The sequence below is a fragment of the Mesobacillus maritimus genome, from assembly GCF_023715205.1.
GTDB classification, from domain to species: Bacteria; Bacillota; Bacilli; order Bacillales; family Cytobacillaceae; genus Mesobacillus_B; species Mesobacillus_B maritimus_C.
In genome coordinates, this window is the sequence record NZ_JAMBNR010000003.1 from 326,804 (window position 1) to 352,311 (window position 25,508).

A 25,508-nucleotide genomic window follows, 5' to 3' on the forward strand; every position below is an offset into this window, starting at 1 on the left:
CCTTAGCTTACAGATACTTTTCTGCAATCTGCTTCGCTTTCTGGATTTTGTCCTCCGGAAGCGATTTCATTGGTTTCCTACATACACCTGCATCAACACCTTGTGTTTTCAACATTTCTTTAATCGTTTGATATAAGCCATTCTCTAAAATTGCTGAGATCAGATCATTCGTTACTCTTTGAATTTCTCTTGCCTCATCAATTTGACCAGTTTGCGCTAATTCAAAAATTTGCTTTGCACGTTGGCCGTTTACATTAAAGGTGCTACCAATTGCTCCATCTACATTAAGCACGCTCGCGGAAAGCAACATTTCATCGAATCCAGAATAGATCAGTTTCTCTGGGAAAGCATGACGAATTCTTTCTAGTAAATAAAAGTCAGGTGCCGTGAATTTTACCCCAATGATTTTTTCATTCTCAAATAGCTCCGCAAATTGTTCAAGGTTCATGCTGACACCAGTTAAAGCAGGAATCGAATAAATAATCATTTGGTTGTCTACATTTTCAAGAATCGTATTGTAATAGTCTTTGATTTCTTCAAAATCAAATTTATAGTAGAATGGCGTCACAGCTGAGATGGCATCGTATTTTAAATCGGTTACAAATTGAGCTAACTCAACAGCTTCATCGATATTCAATGACCCTACTTGAGCAATCAATTTAACTTGGTCCTTTACTTCATCTTTGACAATTTCAAAGATTTGCTTCTTTTGTTCTGTAGAAATTAAGAAGTTTTCTCCTGTGCTTCCGTTCACATATAAACCATCAACCTTTGAAACTTCGATGTTATGACGAATAATTTCACGTAATCCTTTTTCGTTTACTTGTCCCTGCTCATCGAATGAGCACATTAATGCTGTAAAAATCCCTTTCATGTCGTCACCCTCATTTTCTCTTTTTTTGTAATGAATGCTTATCTTGTTTGTCTTTCTAAAACGATTGCCGAATTTACGGCTTTCGCAAATTTTTCTGTAATGAGCTTCGGACGCGTGATGGCGCTTCCAACGACAACCGCATGTGCCCCGAATTCCAACGCTTGCTTGGCTTTCTCTGGTGTATCCATATTTCCTTCGGCAATCACCGGAACCTTGACTGCTTCCACAACTTTCTTTAAGACCTCTAATGGCACAAAGCCTTTTGATTGTGGCGTATAACCAACCATTGTTGTCGCAACGATGTCGACTCCAGCTTTTTCTGCTACAATCGCTTCTTCAAGAGTAGAAGTGTCAGCCATAAATAATTGATTAGGATACTTCGCCTTTACTTCGGCAAAGAACTCGACAAAACTTAAGCCACCCGGGCGTACTTGTTCAGTTGCATCAAAAGCGATAATGTCAACACCCTCTTGGTATAAGTCGTCAATCTCCTGAATGGTGGGAGTGATGTAAACCTCACTATCGGAAAAATCCTTTTTAATAATTCCAATAATCGGAAGGTCTACTGCTTTTTTAATTGCTTGAATATCTTTTACGGTATTTGCCCGAATCCCTGATGCCCCACCTTGTTTGGCAGCGAGTGCCATTTTGCTCATGATATAAGAGTCATGAAGTGGTTCGTCTTCTAGTGCTTGACAGGAAACGATCAATTTTTTGTTGAGTTGCCCTAAAATGTCCATTTTTCCCTCTCCTACCTAGATGTCATTATCCCTCGGGTGATCAGCCCAAAGCAAAAAGCGCTTTCACAATGTGACTATATCATTCTTGAAAGTTAGCTGTCAATTTAATTTTTAAAATTGACAATCTAATATCAAATTTCTGCCAATTTTATTAAAATGGTGATTAAATGTTGTCCAAATTGAAAATCCCACCCTAAACTAGGATGGGATTTTCAATAATAAAAAGAACATTATCTCCGTTCTTGCTCTTCATTTATCTCCTGCTCGTTCTTCCAAGCAATAAATTTATCCAGGTCCTTTTTTACCTGTCGTAGCGTGAAGCCGATTACTGCTGCATCGTCTGTTAATCCAATCACTGCGATAAAATCGGGAATCGTGTCCGCTGGCATGACAAAGTAGGCAATTGCTCCGACAATTAAGAGGAGGGATCCATAAGGAATTTGGCGATATTCTCCTTTTAGATATGCGCGTACCAGCTCAACCATTGCTTTCAAGTTCTCCCAGGTTTCCTTAACAAAACCCTTATTGGTCTCTTTGCCAGTATTCACTTTAGTATCCGCATCATTTATTAGCTTCCGGAGCTTTTCTTGGTCTTGTAGATACTCTCTTGCCTTACTTTTGACCTCTGGTGGTGTTTCACTAATGTTGTCGTTCCCGACAGTAGAAGGTTTGTCCATTTTCTTGTTTCGTCCCCACTTCATGTGTGCACCCCCTATATTTATCTTATTTTATCACGGCAACCTCTTCAAATATAATAAGGCATCATCCTGAGGAAGCTCTCTTGTTTATGTGCGATGTTATACTTTACCTTAAACAACATAGTAATGTTACTTATACCTAAACCTCATTTTTAGTTGATTTACCAAGGGCAATTTAATCAATCGTTTGATTAAAACGTTAGCGGAAGCAGCTTGTTGAGATCCGACTAAGATAGGACAAACCAAAGTTGCATGCTTCTCACCCTCCATTTTAGGAGCTTTCTACCCTAGGAGCTTCCCCAAATAGAAAAGCAGTAGAGCCCTAGCCCAAGGAAGACGAGCTTATGGGAAGCCAACTAGAAAGTAGTTTTACTATTGGAGCTGAGTCAGACCATTCCCACAACAGCAAGGCCTTTTTCCTGCCAGAAATGAAACCTCACCTCCTCCTCATCCGTACAAATAAGAGGAGAAAACATTGTTAACGGAAAAGATAACAAGAGAAAGCGGTGAGGAAAATGAAAAAATGGATTTTAATCATGATGATGATTACCGGTTCATTGTTGAGTGGCTGTTCAATGTTAGGAGAGGTGAACGAAACTCTTGATTACGCCAATACGACGATGAGCCATTTGGAAAATCTGAACAGTTTTGCAGAGGAAGCTCCGCAAATGGTACAGGCTGCTATGACTGATTCAGAAATGAAAGAAGAATTAGAAGCCCAACTAGTCACAATCCAACAAGATATCGAGGAATTTATAAGCCTCACGGATATTCCTGAAGTGGCTGAAAACATCCATCAAGAGTTGGTAACTAAAAATGAAGCGTTACTTGCCGAAGTGAATAAGGTGTTGGACAACGGCCAGCTCGCTCTCGATAAACTTGAGAACTCGGAACTGTTGACAACCGCTCAAGAAGTTTCCTCGCTCATGACCCAAGTCGAGGGTTTATTAGAATAACAACATAACCAAAAGAGTCCACCTGATTGGACTCTTTTTTGGTTACCACCTACCGGTGACAAAAACTGGATGGTGCCAGGCACCATCCAGTTTTTTACCATTAAAGGTTTTTATAGCGGACTTGAAAGAGGTCTTGGCGGCGGTCATGGAGTTGTCGGACCGTTCCAGACCGGCGTTGTCTTCGCAAGATTTCTAAGTCGACATCGCCAACGACAACGGTTTCGATATTCGGCGGGCATTCCCCTACGATTCCATCACGCGCAAATTCAAAATCAGAAGGGGTAAAGATGCCTGACTGTGCATATTGGATATCCATATTTTCCACTTGTGTTAAATTTCCTACCGTTCCTGCAATGACGGTATAAACTTGATTCTCAACCGCGCGTGCTTGAGCGCAATAGCGAACCCGTAAATATCCTTGGCGATCATCGGTACAGAATGGCACAAAAATAATATTGGCTCCTTGGTCGACCGCGTAACGGGCAAGCTCTGGGAACTGAATATCATAGCAAATCTGAATGGCAATTTTTCCACAATCGGTATCAAAGACTTTCACTGTGTTTCCTGGCTGAATTCCCCACCATTTGCGCTCATTTGGGGTCACATGGATTTTATACTGCTTTTCAATTGTCCCATCTCGGCGGAACAAATAAGCAATATTATAAATCTGGTCTTCTTCTTCCACAAAGTGCGAACCGCCAATGATGTTCACGTTATAGCGAACGGCCAACCTTGTAAACAATTCAATATACTCCTCTGTATACTCTGCTAGCTTCCGAATTGCTTTCGAAGGTACCTTCTCCTCCAAATAGGACATCAACTGAGTCGTGAAAATTTCCGGGAACACCGCAAAGTCACTTCCGAAGTCGTATGCAACATCCACATAATATTCCACTTGCTTCGCAAACTCTTCAAATGAATCAATGTTCTTCATCATATATTGAATGACGGTAATCCGCACAGGATAAGCCGTTTTAAAATGGCGCTTCGTTTTGGCCTGATAATCGATATTATTCCATTCCATCAACGTCGCATATTGCAATGACTGGCGGTCATCAGGCAAATACCCTGGATTGATTCGCATCAGGTTAAACCCGTTCATAATTTGAAACGTAAGGACCGGGTCATAGATGTTTTGATTCCGAACTTCCTCCACATACTCACGAGGAGAATAACGATCTTTGTATTTATAATAATTCGGAATACGCCCACCGATGATGATGCTTTTCAAGTTCATTTCGCGCGCCAATTCTTTGCGCGCTTCATAAAGCCTTTTGCCGATTTTCATTCCTTGATATTCCGGGTCCACCATCACTTCAATTCCATAAAGATTAAACCCTTCAGGATTATGATTGGTAATATACCCACCATCCGTAATGTCGTCCCATGTATGTTTGTCATCGTATTCATCAAAATTTACAATTAAACTAGAACAACTCCCAATAATCTTTCCATCAAATTCCACGCAAAACTGGCCTTCAGGAAAAATCCGCAAGTGACTTTCTAGCTGAACCCGTTTCCAAGGCTCCATATTCGGAAAACAAACTTTCTGCATTTCAAGGATTTGGTCCAAGTCATCCTTTTGAATATTTCGAACCTCGAGCTTTTTTTCAAAATTTGATAAATCTAGTTTCTTTGACATTCCTATTTCCGCCTTTCTCACTTTGTCCGACTCTTCCATGCAGAAGTGTACCGAAGAGTCGAACAGGGCAGGACGGTTCAATATGAACCACCATTTTTTAGTAAAACACTTCTCACACTTCTAGAAGTGAGGTGCTCGAAGCTATTTTATCGATTAAAAGAGAGTCTACCTTCAATCAATAAAATCGCTTGTTGTGATTGCCGAACAAACTTTCCGAACACGACCTAGGTAAATAATTGGTCCAAATATACTTTGAAATTTTTTCCTTTATTAAAAGACTCTTTTTATTTTTATATCCTATTCTGACCGAAACGAAACATGCCCACTCCTATGCTTCGAATGGATAAGTTTTCTAGCTTTAGCGAATGCTATTTTTATCATGCCTTTATGAGGTGAAATACTTTGATTTCAAAGCGAAAAGTGAAAAAGTACCCTTATCTGTTGCTAGGCATCATTCATTTAACCATGGTCTTTTTCACCTTTTATAAAAGCAAGAATCGAAAGCGGTCTTTTATTCTGTTTCTTTCTTATACAGGATTTGCTTATCTATTCGAGTACTTTGTTGTGATTTTAAACCGCGGTTATGTGTACCGACCAAAGTTTATGAAAGAAAAAAACTTGGACCATATTCTCGGTTCGATTTGGTCGCAGTTCTTTTATGTACCGACAACCGCTTTGTTTATTTCAACTTTTCGTTTCGGATGGAAAGTCAAAGTCTTCTTTAGCTTTTATTTCTTTTGTATTGAAAGATTGTTTATTTCCATGGGGATCTTTAAAACGCGCTGGTGGAAAACAGGTTATACGTTCCTTCTAATCCTGGTCTCTTTTTTCGCCAATGATCTTTGGGTCAAATTGTTTAATCAGCGGAACCCAGTTGTTTTGTGGATTACTTTTTTTCAAACCATCCAAGTTACTTGGATGAACACATCCTTTCTATTTGCAGCCATGAAGAAAGTCCGTTACGGCCCAAGGGCGATTCGTTCTTGGGAAAAACATTTTATCGTTGGTCCGGCTGTAGGCATGTTCATTTCCCTCCTGATTACTTGGCAACTTCGCAGGGATGGAATAGGCGGGAAGATTCGATCATTCCTTCTAATGCTATTCGTGGATTCCTTGTTAATCAAACAAGGTCAGTTAAAAGTTAAAAAAGGCTTTTTCTTACCAGTATCCTATAGCCTTATATTAGCAACCGGTAATCTGTTTCAAAGGTGGATTTATCGACACCAGAAATAGAAAAAAGGCAACCATAACTGTCACCTTTTCATTTGGGCACTGAGAAACCTGAGTGCCTATTATTTTTTCTTTTTGTCAAAGCGATAGAAGGTGCCTGAGGTCTTGCATAACAAATCGCCTTGTTCATTTTTAACCTCTGCTTCCATGAAGCAAACTTTATAACCATCTTTTAAATAGCGTGCCGTTGCAATCAATTTCCCCGCAGTTGTGGCGTTAAAAAAGGATGTTTTCAATTCAAGTGACACATAGGGAGCATCTTTATGGCGGAAGTTTAGATGCCCCATTGCCGTGTCCGCAATAAATGTGAAGATCCCTCCATGAACAATGCCCGCAGGATTGTGCATAATTTCCGTCACTGGACATGTAATTGTACAAGTCTTTGCCTCATCATCATAATCAAAATCAAAATCTAGCAGTTTAAACATAAAAATACTTTCTGGTTTTGCTTCATACGTATCATAAGCCCTTTCGACATGGGCCATAAACTCTTGCTTGTCCATCATCGTTCCCCCTATTAACTAGTCCATTCTTCTTCAATCATAACATATTAGTTTGAATTTTAAGAATATAGTAAGTAAAAAAAGGACGTTTTAATGCTGGGGCATGGTTCACAACCGTTCTCATTGTATATGAGTCCTTTTTGTAAAGATTGTTGTTAAGCAAATTTCAACTCAACAGAACCATTTCGTACGTTTAAAATTAAGTTTGCTATTTATCAGGTTTACATTATCCATTCAGTCGTATTTTCCCAAAAAGTAACAATAAGAAAAAGCAGAGAAAACCTTCCCTCTGCTTTTTACTCTTTCTGATCCTCTTCGTCATAAGCGATTAAAACAATATTTTCATTCGTTTCGTTGCGTAACTCCTTTTCAAGCTGTTGGATTTTATCCAATTGCGCCGCTTGTAAATTTGCTACAGGAAAGTCTTTGTCCATGCTAAACCTCCTTTGGTACTATCTTTACAATTTCCTTAAACCAAAAGCTTATACACAAAAAAGATTTAAAAAAACCCGAGGCATGTGCCCCAGGTTTCTGATTAAGACGCTTTTTCCATATTAGCCACTTCATTAACAGGAGTGAATTTGCCTTCCCACTTTGAAATGGCAATGGCAGCAAGTGAGTTTCCAACGACGTTTACAGCGGTACGTCCCATATCAAGGATACGGTCGATTCCAGCAATGAACGCCAATCCTTCAACAGGTAATCCAACAGTACCTAATGTCGCTAACAGTACAACGAACGAAACACCTGGTACACCGGCAATTCCTTTCGAGGTAACCATCAAGACAAGCATCAAGGAGACCTGTTCAGCAATGGTCATATCGATTCCATACATTTGCGCGATGAAAATCGCTGCCAACGCTTGGTAAAGGGTGGAACCATCTAGGTTAAATGAGTATCCTGTTGGAATAACGAATGACGCAATATGCTTCGGACAGCCAATCTTCTCCATTTTATCCATAATTCTTGGCAACACGGTTTCCGAACTTGCCGTTGAGAACGCTAAAAGAAGTTCATCTTTTAGTAACTTGATTAATTTGAAGATGGAGTAGCCAGACATCTTCGCAACAACACCTAAAACAACGAGTACGAAGAAAATCATTGTGCCGTATACTGTAATGACTAGTTTTCCTAGTGGGATTAGGGATGCTAGTCCAAACTTCGATACCGTTACCCCGATTAGCGCAAAAACACCGAATGGCGCAAACTTCATAATTTGATTCGTAGCCCAGAACATCGCATCAGCGGTTCCTTGGAAGAACGCCAGAACTGGCTTTCCTCTTTCTCCAATAGCCGATATCCCTAGTCCAAAGATAAGGGAAAAGAAAATGATTGCTAGCATATCACCTTCAGCGAATGCAGCAATTGGGTTGGTTGGTACAATTTCAACAATCGTATCCACTAATGATTTGGTCTCAGTGGATTCCGTTGTTTCTACGTAACTACTAATATCGGTTTGATCCAACTGGCTCATGTTCACACCAGTACCAGGATGAAAAATATTTGCTGCCGCAATTCCTACGATAATGGCAATTGTCGTAATGATTTCGAAGTAAAGCAGTGTTTTACCACCAATTTTACCTAACTGCTTTATGTCCCCAACACCCGCAACAGCGACAACAATACTTGCCACCACGATTGGGACAACGATCATTTTAATTAAACGGAGAAATACATCTCCAATCGGCTGTAAAACTTCATTTACTGTTGGATTGCCGTAAAAAATTGCACCGACTGCAATCCCCACAACCAATCCAATAAAAATTTGTCCTGCTAGACTAATCTTTTTCAACGAACATCCTCTCCTTCTGAAAATTTATATGCTGAAATAGCAAATGTGTCAGAAGAGAACGACGATAGGCCCTGTTACCTTGCATATAAAAAAGACACGACTTCTGGTGTCCTTTTTAGCAAAAACAATTATTATCTGTTCCCCATAAGACGCTGACGAGGTTAGCTGTCGGATTAGGACTAGGAAACATTCAAAGCCCTTTCATCAATGATGAATTCACCCCAAGCAGACTTAACTGCAAAAATTGGGTCCCCCGTTCTTTTTAATAAGATTAAGCGGAATTTCCGTCTAATAGAATTTTATATTTAAATAATAATTATGTAAATGAAAAATTTTTCTAGTTATGGGTTTACTGGTTTATTTTCCACAAAGAAAGACTAACCCGCTTTGGGGTTAGTCACTTTTTTGTTAATCTCTTTCCGCTTAACTCGGTAAAGCCATACTAAATTGGCTTTGAACGCTTTTTTTCACTTCAAGATAATGAATTTGGTGGCCATCGATTTTTTGAATGGTAAACACATAGCCTTCCGCTATAATTTCTGTTCCAACATGTGCATCGATGTTCTGCGTTAAGAACCAACCACCGATGGTATCGACTTCCTCTGCTTCTAACCTCGTACCTAATAAAAGATTCACATCTTCAATCAAGACTTTGGAATCAAGAATGTAATGGTTGTCGCTAACTTTCCGGATTTCTGGTACTTCATCCTCGTCAAACTCGTCGCGAATTTCACCAACAATTTCTTCAAGGATGTCCTCAACGGTAACCATTCCGGAAGTTCCACCATATTCATCCATCAATATCGCCATATGTGTGCGTTCCTTCTGCATCCTTACCAATAAATCTTGGATTGGAATGGATTCAATGACGTGAATCATCGGATTGATATAATCTTCAATTTTAAAATCTTTGGCTGGTTCTACTTTTGTTAATGTTGAAGTTAATAACTCTTTCACGTTTATAAATCCAACAATATTGTCTTTATCCCCATCTTCCACTGGGTATCTTGTATAGTTTTCTACTTGAATCTTTTGTAAGATTTCTTGGTACGTGTCAGTCACAGAAATGGTTGCGACCTCTGTTCGTGGTACCATAATCTCGCGAGCAACTCGCTCATCGAATTCAAAGATATTGTTCATATATTTTAATTCAGTTTGATTAATTTCTCCGCCCTTATAACTCTCAGACAACAAAATTCGAAGCTCTTCTTCTGATAATGCTGCTTCATGTTCGGACGCCGGTTTCAACCCGAAAAGCCCTACTAATACTCGAGCCGATCCATTTAATAACCAAATGAACGGGTACATGATTTTGTAGAATAAGATGATCGGTTTCGCAAACAGGATTGTAACTTTCTCTGCCATTTGAATCGCTACCGTCTTTGGAGCTAGTTCTCCGACCACAACGTGTAGGAACGTTACAATTCCAAAGGCGATTGCAAACGAGACAATCTTCGTAATGGACTCATTTAAATGAAATTGATCCACCAAGAGTGGGCGCAAAAGATGTGCAATCGTTGGTTCTCCTAACCAACCTATTCCTAACGCGGTTACCGTAATTCCGAGCTGACAGGCAGACAAGTATTCGTCCAAGTGGCTGACGACTTTTTTCGCCGCTACAGCTCCCTTGCTTCCTTCTGCAATCAACTGATCAATTCGTGAAGAACGAACTTTTACAATCGCAAATTCTGTCGCTACGAAAAACGCCGTTAAGGCAATTAAAACCGCAAGTAAAATCAAATTAATGGTTGTTGTCAACAAGTAGTCTTACCGTGAAGTAAGACGTACACCTCCTGTAAAAAAATCTATTTATCTATTCCCTAATTTTTTAATGTTTTAACCAAAGCTAGTTCAACAATAACAATAGAGTTTGAATCAAAGCCAAACTATCCTTTTTGACAGCGTCAAACTTTTTCGGATCTGACTTTTCGAGCTGTGCAAGTGCCTGTGAGACTTCTTTCTCTAACCCCTGCATTTTGACTCTTAATTCTAGAACATCAATTTCTTCAAACACGTTCGCAGAAGTACTGAATTCCTTTTTTATTTCCTCTAAAGCCATACCTTCTGCTTTCTTCTTTTCAATCAGGTGAATCCGCTCGACCGAGGACACATCATAGTACCGGTAGTTCGAAGGGGAACGTTCTGCTTGTAAGAGTCCAAGATTCGTATAATAGTCAATCGTCCGTTTTGTAACCTTCGTTCTTTCCGCCAATTCACCAATTTTTAGCTTCTCAGCCCCATGAACATCCCCTCCTTAACCGTAACGTGATGGTTTTAATAGTATTATATATAAAAAGAGGCATTTGCACAACTAGAAATCTAGCGTGGATATATTTAAAAGTAGGCTGTTTTCGTAAAGTTTGTTGTTAAATCCTAAAGCCGATTTTAACGAGAAATAAGCCTTTCACTAAGTTACTACTTAGTTTGTAAGCTCTTTTCTCATCTCGTAAACGAACTTTGGAATGGAAGCATAGCTAATTCATTCTATATTTCCTTTAAAAAGCAACATTCTTTGAGAAAACATAAAAGAGCCTTAAAGTAAAACCAGGCACAAAGAGGATGTGCCTGGCCTGTGAGTACCAATTTTTAAAAGAGGAGAAAAGGTGGGTGTCCTTTTCTATTTCTATTTTACACTGAAGTTATGAACAAATTATGAACAAGCGTTTAACAATTTTTAAAGCGATAAAAAAGGAATCTTTGATAAAGAGGACTGCACGATGTTCTTTACAATTCCCACTTGGATAGATGCTTGATTTCAACCTGCTTGTCAGCAAAGAAGCTAATCCCTGTTGCTTGTTGGGTTGGGAAAATTCTTGCTGTCAGCACTTTTTCTCCCCCATTGATAAAGACCTCCATAGAGGAATGGTCGATAAAAATTTGCAAATGAAGGGTTTCGAGCTGCTCAAGCTCCGCTTTCCGCACACCACTTGGGCCAGCACCAGAAGAATTCCGATCAAAGGTTACTAGCTGGTTTGCAACATCAAAGTGCAGCACAGTCTCTTGGTCAGCTTCTTCGTCAATCCTCAATTTCAAGCCAAACTCGGAAGCATCTTTCACATCGATTTCGATTACTAATTCAAGGCATTCTCCAGAAACATCTTGAAGTGACCTTTCGCCTTCAATCAGGATATTCTCATATTCCACCTTATTTTTCCGTAGATTTTGCAGCTCGGGTACAGGTGTTGTGTATAACTTGTCATTTTTCATTGTCACCAAGCGTGGAATCGTCATTGCTCCAGCATAATCATGATTTTGGGTGGGCATCTCACTTTCCCACATATCCATCCACGCAATTAAAATCCGCCGCCCTTGGTCATCTAGCATCGTCTGCGGTGCATAGAAGTCAAAGCCATGATCAAGCAAGTTTAGCGGTCCGTGCTCGAGCTGGCCTGTTTCGTAATCAAGCTCGCCGATTACATAACCGGATTGATGGAGATTGTGATATAGGTCGCCTTCTGGCTTAACTCCTTGGGGACTCATTACAAGAACATCTTTCCCGTTCAGTTTAAACAAATCGGGGCATTCCCACATAAAACCGAAGTTCCCCTCACCTTTAGCCATGATTGATACAAATTCCCACTCAAGTAAATCAGGAGAGCGATACAATAACACTTGCCCCTTATTTTGCTTTGTTTTTGAACCAAGCACCATATAAAAGGTGTCATCTTTTTTCCACACTTTTGGATCACGAAAGTGGAAAGTGTTGATGTCGCCAGCTGGCGTTTCCGTAATCACCGGATTGTGATCCAGTTTGGTAAAATGAATTCCATCTTCACTCACAGCCACTGCTTGTACTTGTTTTAAATCCTCATCTAGTGGTCCATCAATCCAGACATTGCCGGTATAAATCAAATACAGCTTCTCATCTTTTTCGATTGCACTGCCTGAAAAACAACCATCTTTGTCATATTCTTCGCTCGGCGCTAAAGCAATGGGTAGCTGCTCCCAGTGCACCAGATCCTTGCTCTTCACATGCCCCCAGTGCATCGGTCCCCACTTTGGTCCAAACGGATGAAACTGATAGAACAAATGATACTCGCCTTTATAAAAAGAAAATCCATTCGGATCATTCATCCAGCCTGCCGGCGGCATGACATGGTATTGCAGGCGCCATGGATGCTGACCCACCTTGTCTTTACGCTCAGCAATCGCTTGCTCCGCTTTTTGAATGTTTTGTTCATGCGTGCTCATTCGTTTTACACTCCTTTTAAAGACTCTTTTCTCAATCCTTGTGCTTTTTAGCTGATTTTCCTTTTCAAGTATCAATCAGCCTTTATAAGAAAAAGATTTACGTTTTGCTTTAACCATTAAAAGAGCTTTTGTTTGTGCGTCTTTATCATTTTAACAATCATCTTGATGAAAACCTTTTAAAACAAGGGAACGGTTAAGAACCGTTCCCTTATGCTCTGATTATTTTAATTTGTACACCCTTGCTTCATATGGCTTTAGTAGAATTTGGTCTATGCCGTCTGTCTCAACTGGGTAGTTGCTGAGGCAAAGTTCCGCTTGTTTTGCAGTTAAATTCTCCGGTAAGACAAATTCTGCTTCATCTGCGAACAGATTTGTAATAACCACGTAGGTTTCATCGCCCAGTATTCTTGTGTACGCGTAGATTTGGTCGTGGTCTTCTAAAATCAAATCATAGCTACCATAGATTAATGTCTCACTGTTTTTACGAAGCTGAATTAATTTTTTGTAGTAATGGTAGATTGAATCTGGGTTTTTCAGAGATTCTTCTACATTGATTTCTTGATAATTCGGATTCATTTTTAACCATGGCTGGCCAGTGCTAAAGCCTGCATTATGTTGATCGTTCCACTGCATTGGGGTCCGCGAGTTATCACGGCTATTCTTCCAAATGATTTCCATGATTTCTTCATGCGATTTGCCTTCTGCACGTTCTTCTTTATAGAAGTTACGGTCTTTGACATCATTGTAATCCTCAATTGAATCGAATTTTACATTGGTCATGCCGATTTCTTGCCCTTGATAAATAAACGGTGTTCCTTGCATCAAGAAATACATGGTTGCTAAACCTTTCGCAGATTCTTCGCGCAGCTCAGCATCGTTCCCCCAAGTGGAAACAGAACGAGGTTGGTCATGGTTTTCAAGGAACAAAGCGTTCCAGCCCATTCCATCTAGACCCTTCTGCCACTTCGTTAACGTCTTTTTCAAGGCGTGAATATCCAGTCCGCCACTCTTACTTGTTCCCCAAAGGTCTAAATGTTCAAATTGGAAAATCATATTAAACTTGCCGTTGTCTTCTCCGACCCATTCATCTGCTTGCTCAACGGTCACACCATTCGCTTCGCCAACCGTCATAATATCGTATTTTGCAAAAGTTACTTCTTTTAATTCCTGAAGATACTCTTGAATTCCTTCACGGTTGCGGTGTCCGTCCATGGATGGAACGTATTTTTTCTTTTCTGGGTTTGGAAGGTCTGGAAAACCTGGAACTTTTTTAATATGGGAAATGGCATCCACACGGAAGCCGTCAATTCCTTTGTCTAACCACCAGTTGACCATATCATAAAGCTCTTGGCGCACCTTTGGATTCTCCCAGTTTAAATCTGGCTGTTTGCGAGAGAAAATGTGCATATAATACTCTTTTGTTTCTTCATCATATTCCCAAGCTGGACCGCTAAAAATCGATTCCCAGTTATTCGGCTCTTTGCCGTTTTTGCCTGGATGCCAAATATAATAATCACGGTATGGATTGTCTTTTGAAGAACGTGATTCAATAAACCAAGGATGTTCATCAGAAGTATGGTTAATCACAAGATCCATGATTAGTTTCATGCCACGACTGTGGACTTCTTCAAGCAATTGATCGAAATCCTCCATCGTTCCGAACTCTTCCATAATCCCTTTATAATCGCTGATATCATATCCGTTATCATCATTTGGTGAAGAGTAAATTGGACAAATCCAAATCACGTCGATTCCTAGATCCTTCAAATAATCTAGTTTCGAAATTACGCCTTGAATATCACCAATTCCATCGCCATTTGAGTCCATAAAACTCCGTGGGTAAACCTGATAAGCTACCGCTTCTTTCCACCATTGTTTCTTCATGATAATCCTCCTTGATGCAGATTAGCTTCGTCAATCTCGTTATTTCCAATTTTCTGGATGGTGCCTGTCACCTGGAAGTTCACTTCCAGGTGACAGGCACCATCCAGTTTTTTCCTTAGGCTCTTTTCCTGCAATTGATGAGAAAAGAGCTTGCAAACTAATTTGAAACATACGAAATGGCTACTATATCGTTAAAATCGGCTTTAGGATTTTAACACTTATACGAAAACAACCTTTCCTCAACTCATTTCTCCGGTTTTGTTATTTTTAAATACAGTCGATAAAATGCGGAGAAAGATAAAAAGGCTGTTAGTGATCCTGTAAAGAAAACCAGTAAGAATAAGGGGCCACGAATGCTCACATACATGAGTATGACACCGCTGATGATCACTGCCAGTAATAACACTGGGCTTCCGAATGTTAGAAGCAAAGCTCGCTTCAATAAAGCCCTTAAATTCATTTCATAGTGTGCATTCACTGAGAAAAAGTTTATCGTTAAAGCATATAATAGTGTTCCGAAAATAATGAAAACCAATGCCAAAACAGGACTTTCCTCTCGCAGATACAAATAATCCGCAATGAGAACTAACCACAGTGCTGCAAACACCCAACCAGCTAAAAAACTTTTTTTATAATTTGCTTTGAAATAGCGGAAATAACTCCGTAGTAGCGATGAGCCTTCTTGCTCTAAAATCCAATCTCGGACACTTGAGAAAACCGCTGCCGTCGCCGGGAAAAACAGAACTGGCATGAGCAATACAATTGGGAGAGCAAATAAAAGCGCGTTACTTTTAACAAAAAGAAAAACGAACAAGACGAGAGGAAGATTCACAGCAAGCCACAGCAGATTGATGACCGCAAACCTCATAATCCATTCGCTGGTCACATATAACCCATTAACGAAACTATTCATTTGTGAATCCTCCTTCCTATCTGTTGTTCTTTTACTACTATTACCCATGATTGTATAAGTTAAAAACCGCCAGTGCAACAATTTGCGAAATCGTTTGCGCAAATGTGGTAAAAAAAATTGCTGGGCCTATTCGGCCAAGGCAACAATTTTTTTACAAGACTCACGCTCTTCGATAATCGTCGGAATGATGACTGTTTTTTTAAACATCGAGGGGGTTTTAATTTCATCAATCAAACATTTCGCCGATTCATAACCAAGTTGATAAATTTGTGTATCAATCGAAGTTAATGGCGGCGTTGCGAGTTTTGAAATAATCGTATTATTAAAGCTGATGATGCTCACATCTTCAGGTACGCTAATATTTTTTTCACGCAAGCAAAGCAATAAATTCAATGCCGCAATATCATCGGTAACCACGAAACCTGTTGGCAACTTGTTATTGTCCACAAGTTCCTCCACCATGTCCTTCATCGGTTCCTTTGTGTCTACATGGCGCACATAATTAGGATCAGGTTTTAGTTGATGGAGTTGCATCGCTTGCTGATAGCCTGTTAAGCGGGCAATCGACACTTCGTAATCTGGTTGTTCACTGATAAAACCAATTTTCTGATGACCAAGGCGAATGAGATATTCGGTCGCTTCTTTCGCTGCTTGGACATTGTCATTATCGACACTCATGATTTCATTCGCCTTGCCAATTGGTTTCCCAACGACAACGAACGGAATTCCGCTATCGACAAGGTACGGAACGACTTTATCATCTTTTTTCGAATAAGAAACAATGAGTCCGTCGACTCGCTTTCCTTGCACCATTTTCACCACATCATTAAAGATCGCTTCTTCGGATTCTCCGGTGGTGATGCTAATATTAAAATCTTGTTGATTGCAATAGGCACTGATTCCCCGTAAGACCTCTGGAAAAAAGGGATCATGCAATGAAGCACTGGTACTATTTTTCATCACAATCCCAATGGTTTGCGTGCTCTTTTGCACCAAGTTACGAGCATTGTGGTTGATATAATAGCCCATTTCCTCCATTACTTTGCGAACCTTTTTTTTCGTTTTCTCACTGATACGAGGGCTATCCGAAATCACGCGAGAAACTGTGGAGGGAGCCACATTCGCCTGTTTTGCTACATCTTTAATCGTGACTGCCATCATCTACACCTTCTTTACCTATCCGATAACTGCTTTCTTTATTTTAATGGAAAAAGGCTGAAACCTCTAGAGAAATCCTTTATTTCACGGCCCCTTCTGAAACTCCTTCAATGATTTGCTTCTGAGCGAAGAAGTAAGCCACAATTACTGGGATAATCGCAATCGTTAACCCTGCAAGTGCTAAATGCCATTGTTTTGTATACTGTCCAAAGAAATAGAACATTTTTAATGGAATGGTTGCACTTTCCTCACTTAAAATCAAGGAAGGCAATAGATAGTCGTTCCAAATCCAAATGATATTTAAAATCGCAACTGTAACTGAAATCGGTTTTAATAATGGGAAAATAATATGCCAAAACGTTTGGAATTTATTTGCTCCATCAATTAAAGCTGCTTCATCCAGGGATACTGAAACACCTGTCATGGCACCATGATAAAGGAAGATCGATAAACTACTTCCAAATCCTAAATACATAAAAATTAGACCAGCTTGATTTAGCATATCCGCTTGACCGAAAAGTGACACTAGTGGAATCATAACCGACTGGAACGGAATCAACATCGCAGCAACAAATAACATCAAGACTGCCGCACTGACCTTGCTTTTATTCCGTGACAACGCATAGCCGGCCATGGAAGAAAACAAGATGATGATCAAGACACTGACAACCGTGATTAACACAGAGTTCCAAAGCGAGTTGACAAAGTTCAAGTCAATGAACGCTTCCACAAAGTTGTCAAAAGACCATGCTTCTGGAAGGCCAAGAACGCCCATGAAAATTTCTTTCTTCGATTTGAAGGCGTTGACAAGCATCAAGTAAAACGGAGATAACCACAATAGTCCGAGCAGGATGCCGACAATCCCGAGAATGTATTTCGTTGATTTGCTCTCCATTATAGGTCAACCTCCCGTTTCTTGTTGTAGTACACTTGTGTCAAGGCAATCGCCGCAACAATGAAGAAGAACACAACCGCTTTTGCTTGTCCATAAGCCATTTCATTCGCGCTGAACGCCGTTTTTACGATTTCCATCGCAACCATTTGCGTAGATTCGTATGGTCCACCGTTTGTTAACGACAAGTTTTGGTCATAAATTTTAAACGAGTTCGAAAGCGTTAAGAACAAACTAACAGTAAATGCCGGTGCAACAAGTGGGAACGTAATGCTTTTGAAACGTTGCCAGCTGCTTGCGCCGTCAATTTTCGCCGCTTCAATTAATTCACCAGGAATGTTCTGTAAGTAAGCAATGTAGATAATCATGATGTAACCAGACATTTGCCATAAAGTTAGAATGACAAGTCCCCAGAAACCTGTATTCGTTGTGGATAACCAACCTTGTAATGCTTCAATACCAAGCGCTTCACCAATATCACTGAACACGCTGATAAAAATAAACTGCCAGATGAAACCAAGGATTAATCCACCGATCATGTTTGGCATGAAGAAAATAGTTCGTAACAAATTGCTTGTTTTTAATTTTTGTGTAACAAGTAACGCCAATCCTAAACCAATGATATTTAACAAAATAACGGTGACAAAAGCGAACTTAATCGTAAACCAGATTGAACTTAAGAATGCTTGGTCTTGGAATAATCGTACATAATGGTCAAAGCCGACAAACTCGTTAGCTGATAACCCATTCCAATCCGTAAACGAATAATACGTACCGTAAATCAAAGGAACGATGACAACAAGTCCTAAACCTAGTAATACTGGTGTTAGAAACAGCCAAAATGATACGTCCCGATTCCTCATTTTGAATCCCCCCGATGTGTTTGCTTGCTTTTAAATGAACAAAACAGCTAGATAACAGCTGTTTTGTTCATTATATCTAGCTATAACGGCTAGCTGTCGAGCCGCTTCCGCTTTTATCTTATCCAGCTACAGCGGCTTGCCCCTCGAGTCATAAGCTTGTCCAGCTTTAGCGGCTAGGGGCTCGGGTCATAAGCCAAATCTCTCCAGAGGCTAACGCCTCTTACGTGATTCGCCTTATGCCTGTCGCCCCTGTTCGAGCCGCTCCACTTTTCTTTCAATCCGTCAAGAAGGTTAAAGAACAACCTTCTGGCCGGCTCGTCTTATGCTTGTCGGGGCAGATCGAGCCGCTTCCGCTTTTAAATTTACTTACGCTTGTCTTCCCATTGCTTGATAGAATCTGCTTCAACTTCATCCCATGTCATGCCACCATCAAGGTATTTCTGCATGTTTGGTCCTGCAACGCCAGTTCCCCAAGGGTTGCTTGGATATCCAGCGAAGATCCAGCCAATTGTTTTTCCTTCAGATGAATAACGGTAAACGTCTTTTGAAAGTGGGTCAGCGATTTTCTCTGTGTCATAGCCTTCGTAAGCAGGGATAAATTTGAAGCTTGTTAATACCGCTTCTTTACCTGTGTCAGAAGTGTACATCCAGTCTAAGAAATCTTTCGCTGCTTTAACTTCAGCTTCATCTGCTTGTCCATTTACAGCCCAGTAACTTGAAACGCCAACTGGAATGCTGCCTTCATAGCCTTCAACAGGAATTGGAAGAATTCCAATGTTTTGTGCAACTTCTTCATCCATTTGTTCTACAGAAGGGTAAATCCAGTTACCTTGTTGAATCATCGCTACTCTTTCTAGAGAGAAGTACTCTTCAACTTGTTGTGAGTAGTCTAAGCTTAGAACCGGTTGAACTGAATAGTCGTTTTGAAGGTCAAGGAAACGTTTCATTTCATCGCCTTTTTCAAACTTAACTGTATCTGCGTTGAAAGAATTCACAACAGAATGATCGAACTCATCTGCTAAAAATGCATTTGCTAGATGGTCACCTAGAACCCAAGCTTCTTTACCAGGAAGAGCAAATACAGCTTCAATTCCTAGCTCATCTTTTTTGCTGTCTAACGTTTTAACTGCTTTCTCTAAATCGTCATAAGACTGAATGCTTGCTGGGTCAATGCCAGCTTCTTTGAAAATACGCTTGTTGTAAACTAATCCGTAACCTTCCTGGTTTACAGGTAAGCCAAGGATTTTCTCACCATCTTCTACTGTTGCAAGTGTACCTTCTAATGCAGCGTCCGCTGCTTTTGTATCAGCTAAATCTGTTAAGTACTCTTTATAATCTAGAACATCCTGTGGACCAGTCACGTTAAAGATGTTGATGTCTTCTCCCGCAGAGAATGAGGATTTCAGAACCGGCGCATAGTCTGTTCCGCCACCAACTGTTTTAACATTGATATCAACGTTTGGATTTTCTTCTTCATATTGTGCAACCAAATCTTCAAATTGAGTTTTGAACTCAACTTTGTTTTGGAAAATATCGATTGTTACTTTATCGCCAGATGCAGCATCTTTGTTTTTATCAGAACTTCCTTCATCTGTTCCACCGCCACAACCTGCTAGTAAAATACCAGATAATGCTAATGCTGAAGCTGCCTTAAAATAAAACTTTTTGCCTTTCATTCCATTCACTCCCTATTGAGCTTGTCTTATTTTTAAAATGCAATGAATTCGTTTGCACTATCTTATAAGCGCTTACAAACTCATTAAAATAAAGAACTTAGTGTAAGGCTTTCCATCTTAGTTGTGCAACTAAGGAAAACGTTTGCACCAGTTACTATCACGATAATAGCATATAGATTTAAGAAAACGCAAGTGCAATCGTTTTCTTAGTTTCATTTTTTTGTGTACATCCGGTGAAAACGCCTAGATTACGGCTTTTTTCTACAATGGTAAATGTTTCTCTATTTCCCCTCTAACATCGATCATGTGTATATCCTGCCGCTTTTTCGTTTTTTCTCCACAATAAGAATGTTTGTCTGCTGTACTGAATAAACCGTTGACATACGGGGAGTAAAATAAAACCATGACAGTTTGAGACTTGAAAAATTCCCTCTACGTGGGTGGTTTGTTACTGTTCTATTCCCCTTAGAGATTAACCGATCTTAAAACCCTCCTTTAATGTACCTTTCCCCCACTATTATGTAATAACCTCTTGTCTTTTATGAGAAAAACAAGGACTTTTCGCTCCTGGCAGTTAACGCATATTTACTAGATGATAAGCCAAAAATACAATTCGACTTAAAATCATTTTTAAAATGTCTTCCATTTCACTGTATATTTTAGTTTTAATTCCTTCGATTAAGACTTTTTCAATGAGCTTTGAAAAGATAACCCCGCTTCGTCGCTCGTTCCAAATCCCCTGTAAATTACCAGAATGTTGAAAAACCAAGCGAGTGCTCTAGGTGTTTTGACATAGATTCTGTAATAATGTTATCAAACTGTTATTCTCGTAAAATAATTAATATCTCCCTGTTCTTTTTTTGTAAGACTAGTTTGTTAAGATAGTCCATGACAAACGAGCAAGCGCTCGGTTTATATAAATGGACTGGTCCTACAACTGAATAAGGCTTGTCTAAAAGAACATAACAGCCTAGGTCATACTCGCCACATGAACTTACAAATAATCTGAATGCATTTTGGCATTAAAAAAGAACGCCGACGGGAGGCAAATGAAAATGAAACGAAAATTAGTATCGTTGGTTGCAACAGCCGCTATTTTTACAACAGCCGCAACCACTGCACAAGCACAGGAAGTTACCGTACATAAGGGAGACACACTTTGGGGATTTTCCCAAGAATATGGGGTTTCTGTTGATTCGATTATGAAATGGAACAATCTTTCTAGCGATTTAATTTTTCCAAATGATGTACTAGCAGTTGCGCCGATGAAAAAGATTGTCGTACAAAAAGGAGATACACTTTGGGGCATTGCGTGTGACAACGGAGTAACCGTTGACCAATTAATGAAATGGAATAGCCTTAAGTCTGATTTGATCCATCCTGGTTTAAATTTAACGATTTATCTAGATCAGACAACGACAAATAATACACCAGCACAAACAAAAGCACCTGCACAACCTGCGAGCGCAGAAACAAAAGCAACTGCCGACGTTAAAGTTGAAGCAAAAGCTGTGAAAGTAGATAAAGTACCTGAAGTACAAGAAAAGCAAACAGAAACAGTAGCAGCACCTAAACCAGAAGAAAAGGCTTCTGAGCAAGAGGCAGCACCGGCAGTAGAACAAACAAAGACTGAACAAGCTGGTAGCCAAGAAACCAATATCCAAGCTAGTACGAAACCAACTGAAACAGAGGAAAAAGAAGCAGGCAAAACCATCACAGTGGAAGCAACGGCTTATACTGCAAGCTGTGAAGGATGCTCAGGGGTCACAAGCACAGGTATTAATTTAAAAGAGAATCCTGATATGAAGGTGATCTCCGTTGATCCATCTGTCATTCCACTTGGCTCTAAAGTTCATGTTGAAGGATATGGAAATGCGATTGCTGGAGATACGGGTGGCGCAATTAAAGGAAACAAAATTGATATCTTCATTCCGAATCACGATGATGCCATCAATTATGGCCGCCAACAAGTAGAAGTAACAATTTTAGATTAAAACAAATGCGGAAGCGCCCATTATGAGCGCTGAATATAGAAGAAACACCAAGGGACACACGATTCAGTGTGTCCCTTTTGCTAGTCTGGACTGAATTGGTTGCCCATTCCAAAGAATTCGACTCTTCGCTTCTCTCTTTTTAACATCCGGCTCATTTAATAGCAGAAAGAAGTTTTTAGTTGGAAGGCTCCCCAAGTTATGCTTTTGTGACAGTACGTTCAGGTAAAACTGTCTCGCTTCTAACTGTTTCGATTGATTTTGGTTTGTGTCGGAGAAGTCATATAAAACACCCGCAGACGCCACACGGTGAACGACGTTCTGTTCAGACACGCGCAAAAAGAAATCCCAATCCCAATAATTGTGTATGTCTGGGTCAAAATAGCCTATCTCCTCATGTAACTTTTTTCGATATAAGCAGCCTGAAGGAACAAAGGTTGAAAATTTACGCATCGCTTGCAGGTCCAATTCATAGGCAAATAGTTGGCGGTGAACAGGTACCCGCGTATTGTTTTCAGAGCGAAAATGAACAATTTCTACATCAGAATAAAGCAATGCGATCTCTTCTGTGATTTCTTTTACCATTAACTCGATATGAGTTGGTACGAGTAAATCATCGTCATCCATGAGCATAATCCATTCCCCTAACGCTCGGCTTACTCCGATATTTCGAGCATGTACATGTTTTTTGTTTTCCTCTAATTCAATCACAGCGATCTTTAGCTCTGGATAATACTCCGGTATCATCCTTACACTTTCTCCATGGTCATTAACAATAATCACTTCAAAATCTTTATATGTTTGTCGTCTCAAAGATTCAATTAACTCGGCTAATATGAACCTCCGATTATACGTTGTAATGACAACTGATATGAAAGGCTCTGTCACATTTGTCCTCCTCCGATCGCAGTTTCTGAATCCTTTTACCCAGGTCATAATACCTCATACTGAACGAAAACATTGTCGCAATTTGTAATATAATCGTAAAATAACTGTCACCTAATTGTAAGCACTTTCATTATATACTAGATTCATCAACTAGCTATCGGAGGTTAACGACCTTGTTTAAGAGAATACTAGCTTTCTTATTAATGTTTACCATCATAGGAACAGTCGCTCCGTCACTGGACAATGCATCCGCTTCAGGAACATCTTATTATGTAAAAATAAATTCTGGCTCATTAAACGTTCGCAAGTCGGCCTCGACAAAAGCGACGGTTGTAACAAAACTAGCAAAGAATCAAGAAGTAAAAGTCCATAGTCAAGAAAAAGGCTGGGCAAAAGTGACAGCCAATGGCAAACAAGGTTATGTTAGCAGCCAATACATAGCTCCCAAAACAACTGACAAGAAAAGTTCGGATTATCACAGCAAAGCCATCGCTGCTGGGAAACAGCAATTAGGCGTAAAATATCGTTACGGTGGCACTACTCCAAGTGGATTCGATTGCTCCGGATTTATTTCTTATTCTTATAAAAAAGCAGGCGTTACACTTCCACGTACGGCTGCAGAAATGCATACCAAAGGTAAAAAAGTAAGCAAACTAGAACCAGGGGACTTAGTCTTCTACGCAACTAGTGGCGGTAAGAAAGTCACTCATGTTTCAATGTATATTGGCAATGGACAAGTTATTCATTCTACGACTTCTTCTGGCGTCAGCATTACTAGTATGAATAACTCCTACTGGAAAGCTAGATATATTGGTGCAAAACGAATCTAATGCTTCGCACTAGATATTGATCCCTTACAACGAAATGAGCTTAAACAGAAAAGCGATAGTTCCTATCGCTTTTTTTGCTGCCCTTATTGACATTAATAGTAATAAACTTAGTCTTGTTTCACGTTTCTACTTCTCTAACCAACAAGTCCAGCAATACCTATTTTTGCTTTTCCACTATCTTGCTAGAAAGACTCAAGGATTCTAATCAGCTTTTAAACAAGGTTGTTAAAATCCTAAAGCCGATTTTAACGGGAAAGAAGCTTTTCTACGTTACTACTTCGTTTGTAAGCTCTTTTCTCTTCTTATAAACGAATATGGAAAGGAATTATAGCTAAATCATTCTATATTTTCTTTTAAAAAAACAACAATGTTTGAGAAAAGAGCCTTAAACAAACAGACGAACATGACCATGTTTACGCCTTTACTCCTTACAAACAAAATAAAACTGCAAGCGTCCTCGACAAAGCGGTTCAGCCTGCAGCTTCTTATTAACTTATAATCCTAGCTATTCTTATTTATACAGCAAATACTTGCTTCTAAGCTTCATAAATTCCTTTAAGTTCGGCTCCCACTCTGCTTTCATTTCCTCTACTGATTTGCCAGACTCAATGCCGTCGCGGATGCTGCCATTGCCGACAAGCTGGTCAAAGAAGGAAACACCGGCACTATTCCGCGCCCTAAACTCAAATTCCTCGGGATACATGTCATGAATCGCTTTAACGATATGGACACCTGTTTCAAACGGCCGGAACTCCTCGCGGTCAGTCAAATGAATCTGAATTCCGTGGTTTAGTTTATTTGCATTTTTAGAGAAGGTCGGCGTGAATGAGGCTGCACGGAATTGAACGCCTGGAAGACCGTATGAATTCAACTCAGCAGCCAAGTCTGTTCCATTGATGAACGGTGCACCAATCAGCTCGAAAGGCTTTGTTGTTCCCCTTCCTTCGGACACATTCGCTGCCCCTTCAATCAGCGCAGCACCAGGATAGACAAGCGCTGTTTCCAGTGTTGGCATATTCGGCGATGGCATCACAAAATGCAATGGTGTATCGTCATAATACATGTGTCGCTTCCAGCCTTTCATCTCGACAACCTTTAAGTCAGCACCAATCCCAAACTCTTTGTTGAAAAGTTTTGCTAACTCACCTACAGTCATACCGTGGCGGACAGGAATCGCATACTCGCCGATGAAGGATGAATACTGATCTTCAAGCACCGGTCCTTCTACCTTCAAGCCGCCAAGTGGATTCGGGCGGTCAAGTACGACAATCGGGATATTATTTTCCTTTGCCGCTTCCATTGCTAGCGCCATCGTATAAATATACGTGTAAAAGCGAGCACCAACATCCTGAATGTCAAATAAAAGCACATCGACATTCTGCAACATCTCAGGAGTTGGCTTCTTCGTTGCACCATACAAACTATATACTGGAAGACCGGTTTTCTCATCGATGTATTTCTCGACATACTGTCCCGCCTGAGCATCTCCCCTGACACCATGTTCAGGACCATACAATGCAGTCAATTCGATATCTGGATGATTGTGAAGCAGATCGACAATGCTGTTGAGATTTTGGTCGACCCCAGTCGGGTTTGTAATCAACCCTACCCGTTTTCCTTTGACAAGCTCAAGCTCATCCTTTAGTAAAACCTCGACACCAAGCTTGAATTTGCCTGGTTTCTTCTTGACATTCTTTGCTGTCACCCCTGTCACCGTAGATAAACCAAGTAGAAGTACAAGTAGAACCATTAAAGTTTTTTTCATCGGAAGCTCCTCCGTTTCTTAT

At 40.1% G+C, this 25,508-nt stretch carries 22 protein-coding genes and 1 riboswitch; of the genes, 4 read left to right on the top strand and 18 right to left on the bottom strand.

What is annotated here, in order from left to right:
- Nucleotides 1–7: 7 nt before the first annotated feature.
- The 3 genes from M3182_RS06095 to M3182_RS06105 all read right to left on the bottom strand — a co-directional run bounded on the left by M3182_RS06095 (nucleotide 8) and on the right by M3182_RS06105 (nucleotide 2,315).
- Nucleotides 8–874 carry an N-acetylneuraminate lyase gene (locus tag M3182_RS06095; RefSeq protein WP_251557405.1) on the bottom strand — a complete coding sequence of 289 codons (867 nt, stop codon included), beginning with the start codon at nucleotides 872–874 and terminating at the stop codon, nucleotides 8–10.
- 38 nt (nucleotides 875–912) lie between these two features.
- Nucleotides 913–1,614, bottom strand: a complete 702-nt coding sequence (locus M3182_RS06100; protein WP_251557406.1) for an N-acetylmannosamine-6-phosphate 2-epimerase — start codon at nucleotides 1,612–1,614, stop codon at nucleotides 913–915.
- Nucleotides 1,615–1,844: 230 nt separating this feature from the next.
- Complete coding sequence (locus M3182_RS06105) at nucleotides 1,845–2,315, bottom strand: YkvA family protein (RefSeq protein WP_251557407.1); 471 nt, start codon at nucleotides 2,313–2,315, stop codon at nucleotides 1,845–1,847.
- A gap of 512 nt (nucleotides 2,316–2,827) precedes the next feature.
- Between M3182_RS06105 and M3182_RS06110 the strand changes: the two genes are divergently transcribed.
- Nucleotides 2,828–3,268: a DUF6376 family protein gene (locus tag M3182_RS06110; RefSeq protein WP_251426569.1), complete on the top strand. Its 441-nt coding sequence runs from the start codon at nucleotides 2,828–2,830 to the stop codon at nucleotides 3,266–3,268.
- Between the two features lie 100 nt (nucleotides 3,269–3,368).
- Here the strand turns inward: M3182_RS06110 and M3182_RS06115 are convergent, their stop codons facing one another.
- Complete coding sequence (locus M3182_RS06115; RefSeq protein ID WP_251557408.1) at nucleotides 3,369–4,910, bottom strand: bifunctional GNAT family N-acetyltransferase/carbon-nitrogen hydrolase family protein; 1,542 nt, start codon at nucleotides 4,908–4,910, stop codon at nucleotides 3,369–3,371.
- A 402-nt stretch (nucleotides 4,911–5,312) separates the two neighbouring features.
- On the opposite strand from M3182_RS06115, the gene M3182_RS06120 reads away from it, so the two are divergent.
- A complete protein-coding gene (locus M3182_RS06120; protein WP_251426405.1) occupies nucleotides 5,313–6,143 on the top strand; it encodes a hypothetical protein in 831 nt (276 codons plus the stop codon).
- Nucleotides 6,144–6,202: 59 nt separating this feature from the next.
- Here M3182_RS06120 and M3182_RS06125 read toward each other — a convergent pair whose 3' ends face one another.
- The 12 genes from M3182_RS06125 to M3182_RS06180 all read right to left on the bottom strand — a co-directional run bounded on the left by M3182_RS06125 (nucleotide 6,203) and on the right by M3182_RS06180 (nucleotide 20,012).
- A complete protein-coding gene (locus M3182_RS06125) occupies nucleotides 6,203–6,646 on the bottom strand; it encodes a PaaI family thioesterase (RefSeq protein ID WP_251426406.1) in 444 nt (147 codons plus the stop codon).
- Nucleotides 6,647–6,939: 293 nt separating this feature from the next.
- Complete coding sequence (locus tag M3182_RS06130) at nucleotides 6,940–7,077, bottom strand: hypothetical protein (RefSeq protein WP_251426407.1); 138 nt, start codon at nucleotides 7,075–7,077, stop codon at nucleotides 6,940–6,942.
- Nucleotides 7,078–7,178: 101 nt separating this feature from the next.
- Complete coding sequence (locus M3182_RS06135) at nucleotides 7,179–8,435, bottom strand: cation:dicarboxylate symporter family transporter (RefSeq protein WP_251557409.1); 1,257 nt, start codon at nucleotides 8,433–8,435, stop codon at nucleotides 7,179–7,181.
- A gap of 135 nt (nucleotides 8,436–8,570) precedes the next feature.
- Nucleotides 8,571–8,723: riboswitch (cyclic di-AMP (ydaO/yuaA leader) on the bottom strand.
- A gap of 135 nt (nucleotides 8,724–8,858) precedes the next feature.
- Entirely contained in the window at nucleotides 8,859–10,193 is a 1,335-nt protein-coding gene (locus tag M3182_RS06140; protein WP_432806687.1) for a hemolysin family protein, read from the bottom strand.
- Between the two features lie 88 nt (nucleotides 10,194–10,281).
- Nucleotides 10,282–10,647, bottom strand: coding sequence for a MerR family transcriptional regulator (locus tag M3182_RS06145; protein WP_251426410.1), 366 nt, complete (start codon nucleotides 10,645–10,647; stop codon nucleotides 10,282–10,284).
- 512 nt (nucleotides 10,648–11,159) lie between these two features.
- Nucleotides 11,160–12,626 (bottom strand): glycoside hydrolase family 32 protein, encoded by a 1,467-nt coding sequence (locus M3182_RS06150; RefSeq protein ID WP_251557411.1) that lies wholly within the window; start codon nucleotides 12,624–12,626, stop codon nucleotides 11,160–11,162.
- Nucleotides 12,627–12,845: 219 nt separating this feature from the next.
- Nucleotides 12,846–14,510 carry a glycoside hydrolase family 13 protein gene (locus M3182_RS06155; RefSeq protein WP_251426412.1) on the bottom strand — a complete coding sequence of 555 codons (1,665 nt, stop codon included), beginning with the start codon at nucleotides 14,508–14,510 and terminating at the stop codon, nucleotides 12,846–12,848.
- A gap of 244 nt (nucleotides 14,511–14,754) precedes the next feature.
- On the bottom strand, nucleotides 14,755–15,423 hold the full coding sequence (locus M3182_RS06160) for a YesL family protein (protein ID WP_251557412.1): 669 nt from the start codon (nucleotides 15,421–15,423) through the stop codon (nucleotides 14,755–14,757).
- A gap of 126 nt (nucleotides 15,424–15,549) precedes the next feature.
- Entirely contained in the window at nucleotides 15,550–16,581 is a 1,032-nt protein-coding gene (locus tag M3182_RS06165) for a LacI family DNA-binding transcriptional regulator (protein ID WP_251426414.1), read from the bottom strand.
- Between the two features lie 79 nt (nucleotides 16,582–16,660).
- Entirely contained in the window at nucleotides 16,661–17,476 is an 816-nt protein-coding gene (locus M3182_RS06170) for a carbohydrate ABC transporter permease (RefSeq protein ID WP_251426415.1), read from the bottom strand.
- On the bottom strand, nucleotides 17,476–18,336 hold the full coding sequence (locus M3182_RS06175; RefSeq protein WP_251426416.1) for a carbohydrate ABC transporter permease: 861 nt from the start codon (nucleotides 18,334–18,336) through the stop codon (nucleotides 17,476–17,478). The genes M3182_RS06170 and M3182_RS06175 overlap by 1 nt, the downstream gene beginning before the upstream one ends.
- Before the next feature lie 362 nt (nucleotides 18,337–18,698).
- A complete protein-coding gene (locus M3182_RS06180) occupies nucleotides 18,699–20,012 on the bottom strand; it encodes an ABC transporter substrate-binding protein (RefSeq protein WP_251557413.1) in 1,314 nt (437 codons plus the stop codon).
- A gap of 1,055 nt (nucleotides 20,013–21,067) precedes the next feature.
- Here M3182_RS06180 and M3182_RS06185 point away from each other — a divergent pair.
- A complete protein-coding gene (locus tag M3182_RS06185) occupies nucleotides 21,068–22,006 on the top strand; it encodes a LysM peptidoglycan-binding and 3D domain-containing protein (RefSeq protein ID WP_251557414.1) in 939 nt (312 codons plus the stop codon).
- A gap of 63 nt (nucleotides 22,007–22,069) precedes the next feature.
- Here M3182_RS06185 and M3182_RS06190 read toward each other — a convergent pair whose 3' ends face one another.
- Nucleotides 22,070–22,939, bottom strand: coding sequence for a glycosyltransferase family 2 protein (locus tag M3182_RS06190; RefSeq protein ID WP_432806688.1), 870 nt, complete (start codon nucleotides 22,937–22,939; stop codon nucleotides 22,070–22,072).
- 125 nt (nucleotides 22,940–23,064) lie between these two features.
- Between M3182_RS06190 and M3182_RS06195 the strand changes: the two genes are divergently transcribed.
- Nucleotides 23,065–23,721 (top strand): C40 family peptidase, encoded by a 657-nt coding sequence (locus M3182_RS06195; protein WP_251557416.1) that lies wholly within the window; start codon nucleotides 23,065–23,067, stop codon nucleotides 23,719–23,721.
- Between the two features lie 511 nt (nucleotides 23,722–24,232).
- Here the strand turns inward: M3182_RS06195 and M3182_RS06200 are convergent.
- Entirely contained in the window at nucleotides 24,233–25,486 is a 1,254-nt protein-coding gene (locus M3182_RS06200; protein ID WP_251557417.1) for an exo-beta-N-acetylmuramidase NamZ family protein, read from the bottom strand.
- Nucleotides 25,487–25,508: the final 22 nt, after the last annotated feature.

Excerpts from the sequence above, each read along its gene's own strand:
- M3182_RS06125 (WP_251426406.1), bottom strand. The coding sequence starts at position 6,646 with ATGATGGACAAGCAAGAGTTTATGGCCCATGTCGAAAGGGCTTATGAT.
- M3182_RS06190 (WP_432806688.1), bottom strand. The coding sequence starts at position 22,939 with ATGACCTGGGTAAAAGGATTCAGAAACTGCGATCGGAGGAGGACAAAT.
- M3182_RS06155 (WP_251426412.1), bottom strand. The coding sequence starts at position 14,510 with ATGAAGAAACAATGGTGGAAAGAAGCGGTAGCTTATCAGGTTTACCCA.
- M3182_RS06130 (WP_251426407.1), bottom strand. The coding sequence starts at position 7,077 with ATGGACAAAGACTTTCCTGTAGCAAATTTACAAGCGGCGCAATTGGAT.
- M3182_RS06200 (WP_251557417.1), bottom strand. The coding sequence starts at position 25,486 with ATGAAAAAAACTTTAATGGTTCTACTTGTACTTCTACTTGGTTTATCT.
- M3182_RS06105 (WP_251557407.1), bottom strand. The coding sequence starts at position 2,315 with ATGAAGTGGGGACGAAACAAGAAAATGGACAAACCTTCTACTGTCGGG.
- M3182_RS06110 (WP_251426569.1), top strand. The coding sequence starts at position 2,828 with ATGAAAAAATGGATTTTAATCATGATGATGATTACCGGTTCATTGTTG.
- M3182_RS06095 (WP_251557405.1), bottom strand. The coding sequence starts at position 874 with ATGAAAGGGATTTTTACAGCATTAATGTGCTCATTCGATGAGCAGGGA.
- M3182_RS06180 (WP_251557413.1), bottom strand. The coding sequence starts at position 20,012 with ATGAAAGGCAAAAAGTTTTATTTTAAGGCAGCTTCAGCATTAGCATTA.
- M3182_RS06165 (WP_251426414.1), bottom strand. The coding sequence starts at position 16,581 with ATGGCAGTCACGATTAAAGATGTAGCAAAACAGGCGAATGTGGCTCCC.
- M3182_RS06150 (WP_251557411.1), bottom strand. The coding sequence starts at position 12,626 with ATGAGCACGCATGAACAAAACATTCAAAAAGCGGAGCAAGCGATTGCT.
- M3182_RS06100 (WP_251557406.1), bottom strand. The coding sequence starts at position 1,614 with ATGGACATTTTAGGGCAACTCAACAAAAAATTGATCGTTTCCTGTCAA.
- M3182_RS06175 (WP_251426416.1), bottom strand. The coding sequence starts at position 18,336 with ATGAGGAATCGGGACGTATCATTTTGGCTGTTTCTAACACCAGTATTA.
- M3182_RS06170 (WP_251426415.1), bottom strand. The coding sequence starts at position 17,476 with ATGGAGAGCAAATCAACGAAATACATTCTCGGGATTGTCGGCATCCTG.
- M3182_RS06115 (WP_251557408.1), bottom strand. The coding sequence starts at position 4,910 with ATGTCAAAGAAACTAGATTTATCAAATTTTGAAAAAAAGCTCGAGGTT.
- M3182_RS06160 (WP_251557412.1), bottom strand. The coding sequence starts at position 15,423 with ATGAATAGTTTCGTTAATGGGTTATATGTGACCAGCGAATGGATTATG.
- M3182_RS06185 (WP_251557414.1), top strand. The coding sequence starts at position 21,068 with ATGAAACGAAAATTAGTATCGTTGGTTGCAACAGCCGCTATTTTTACA.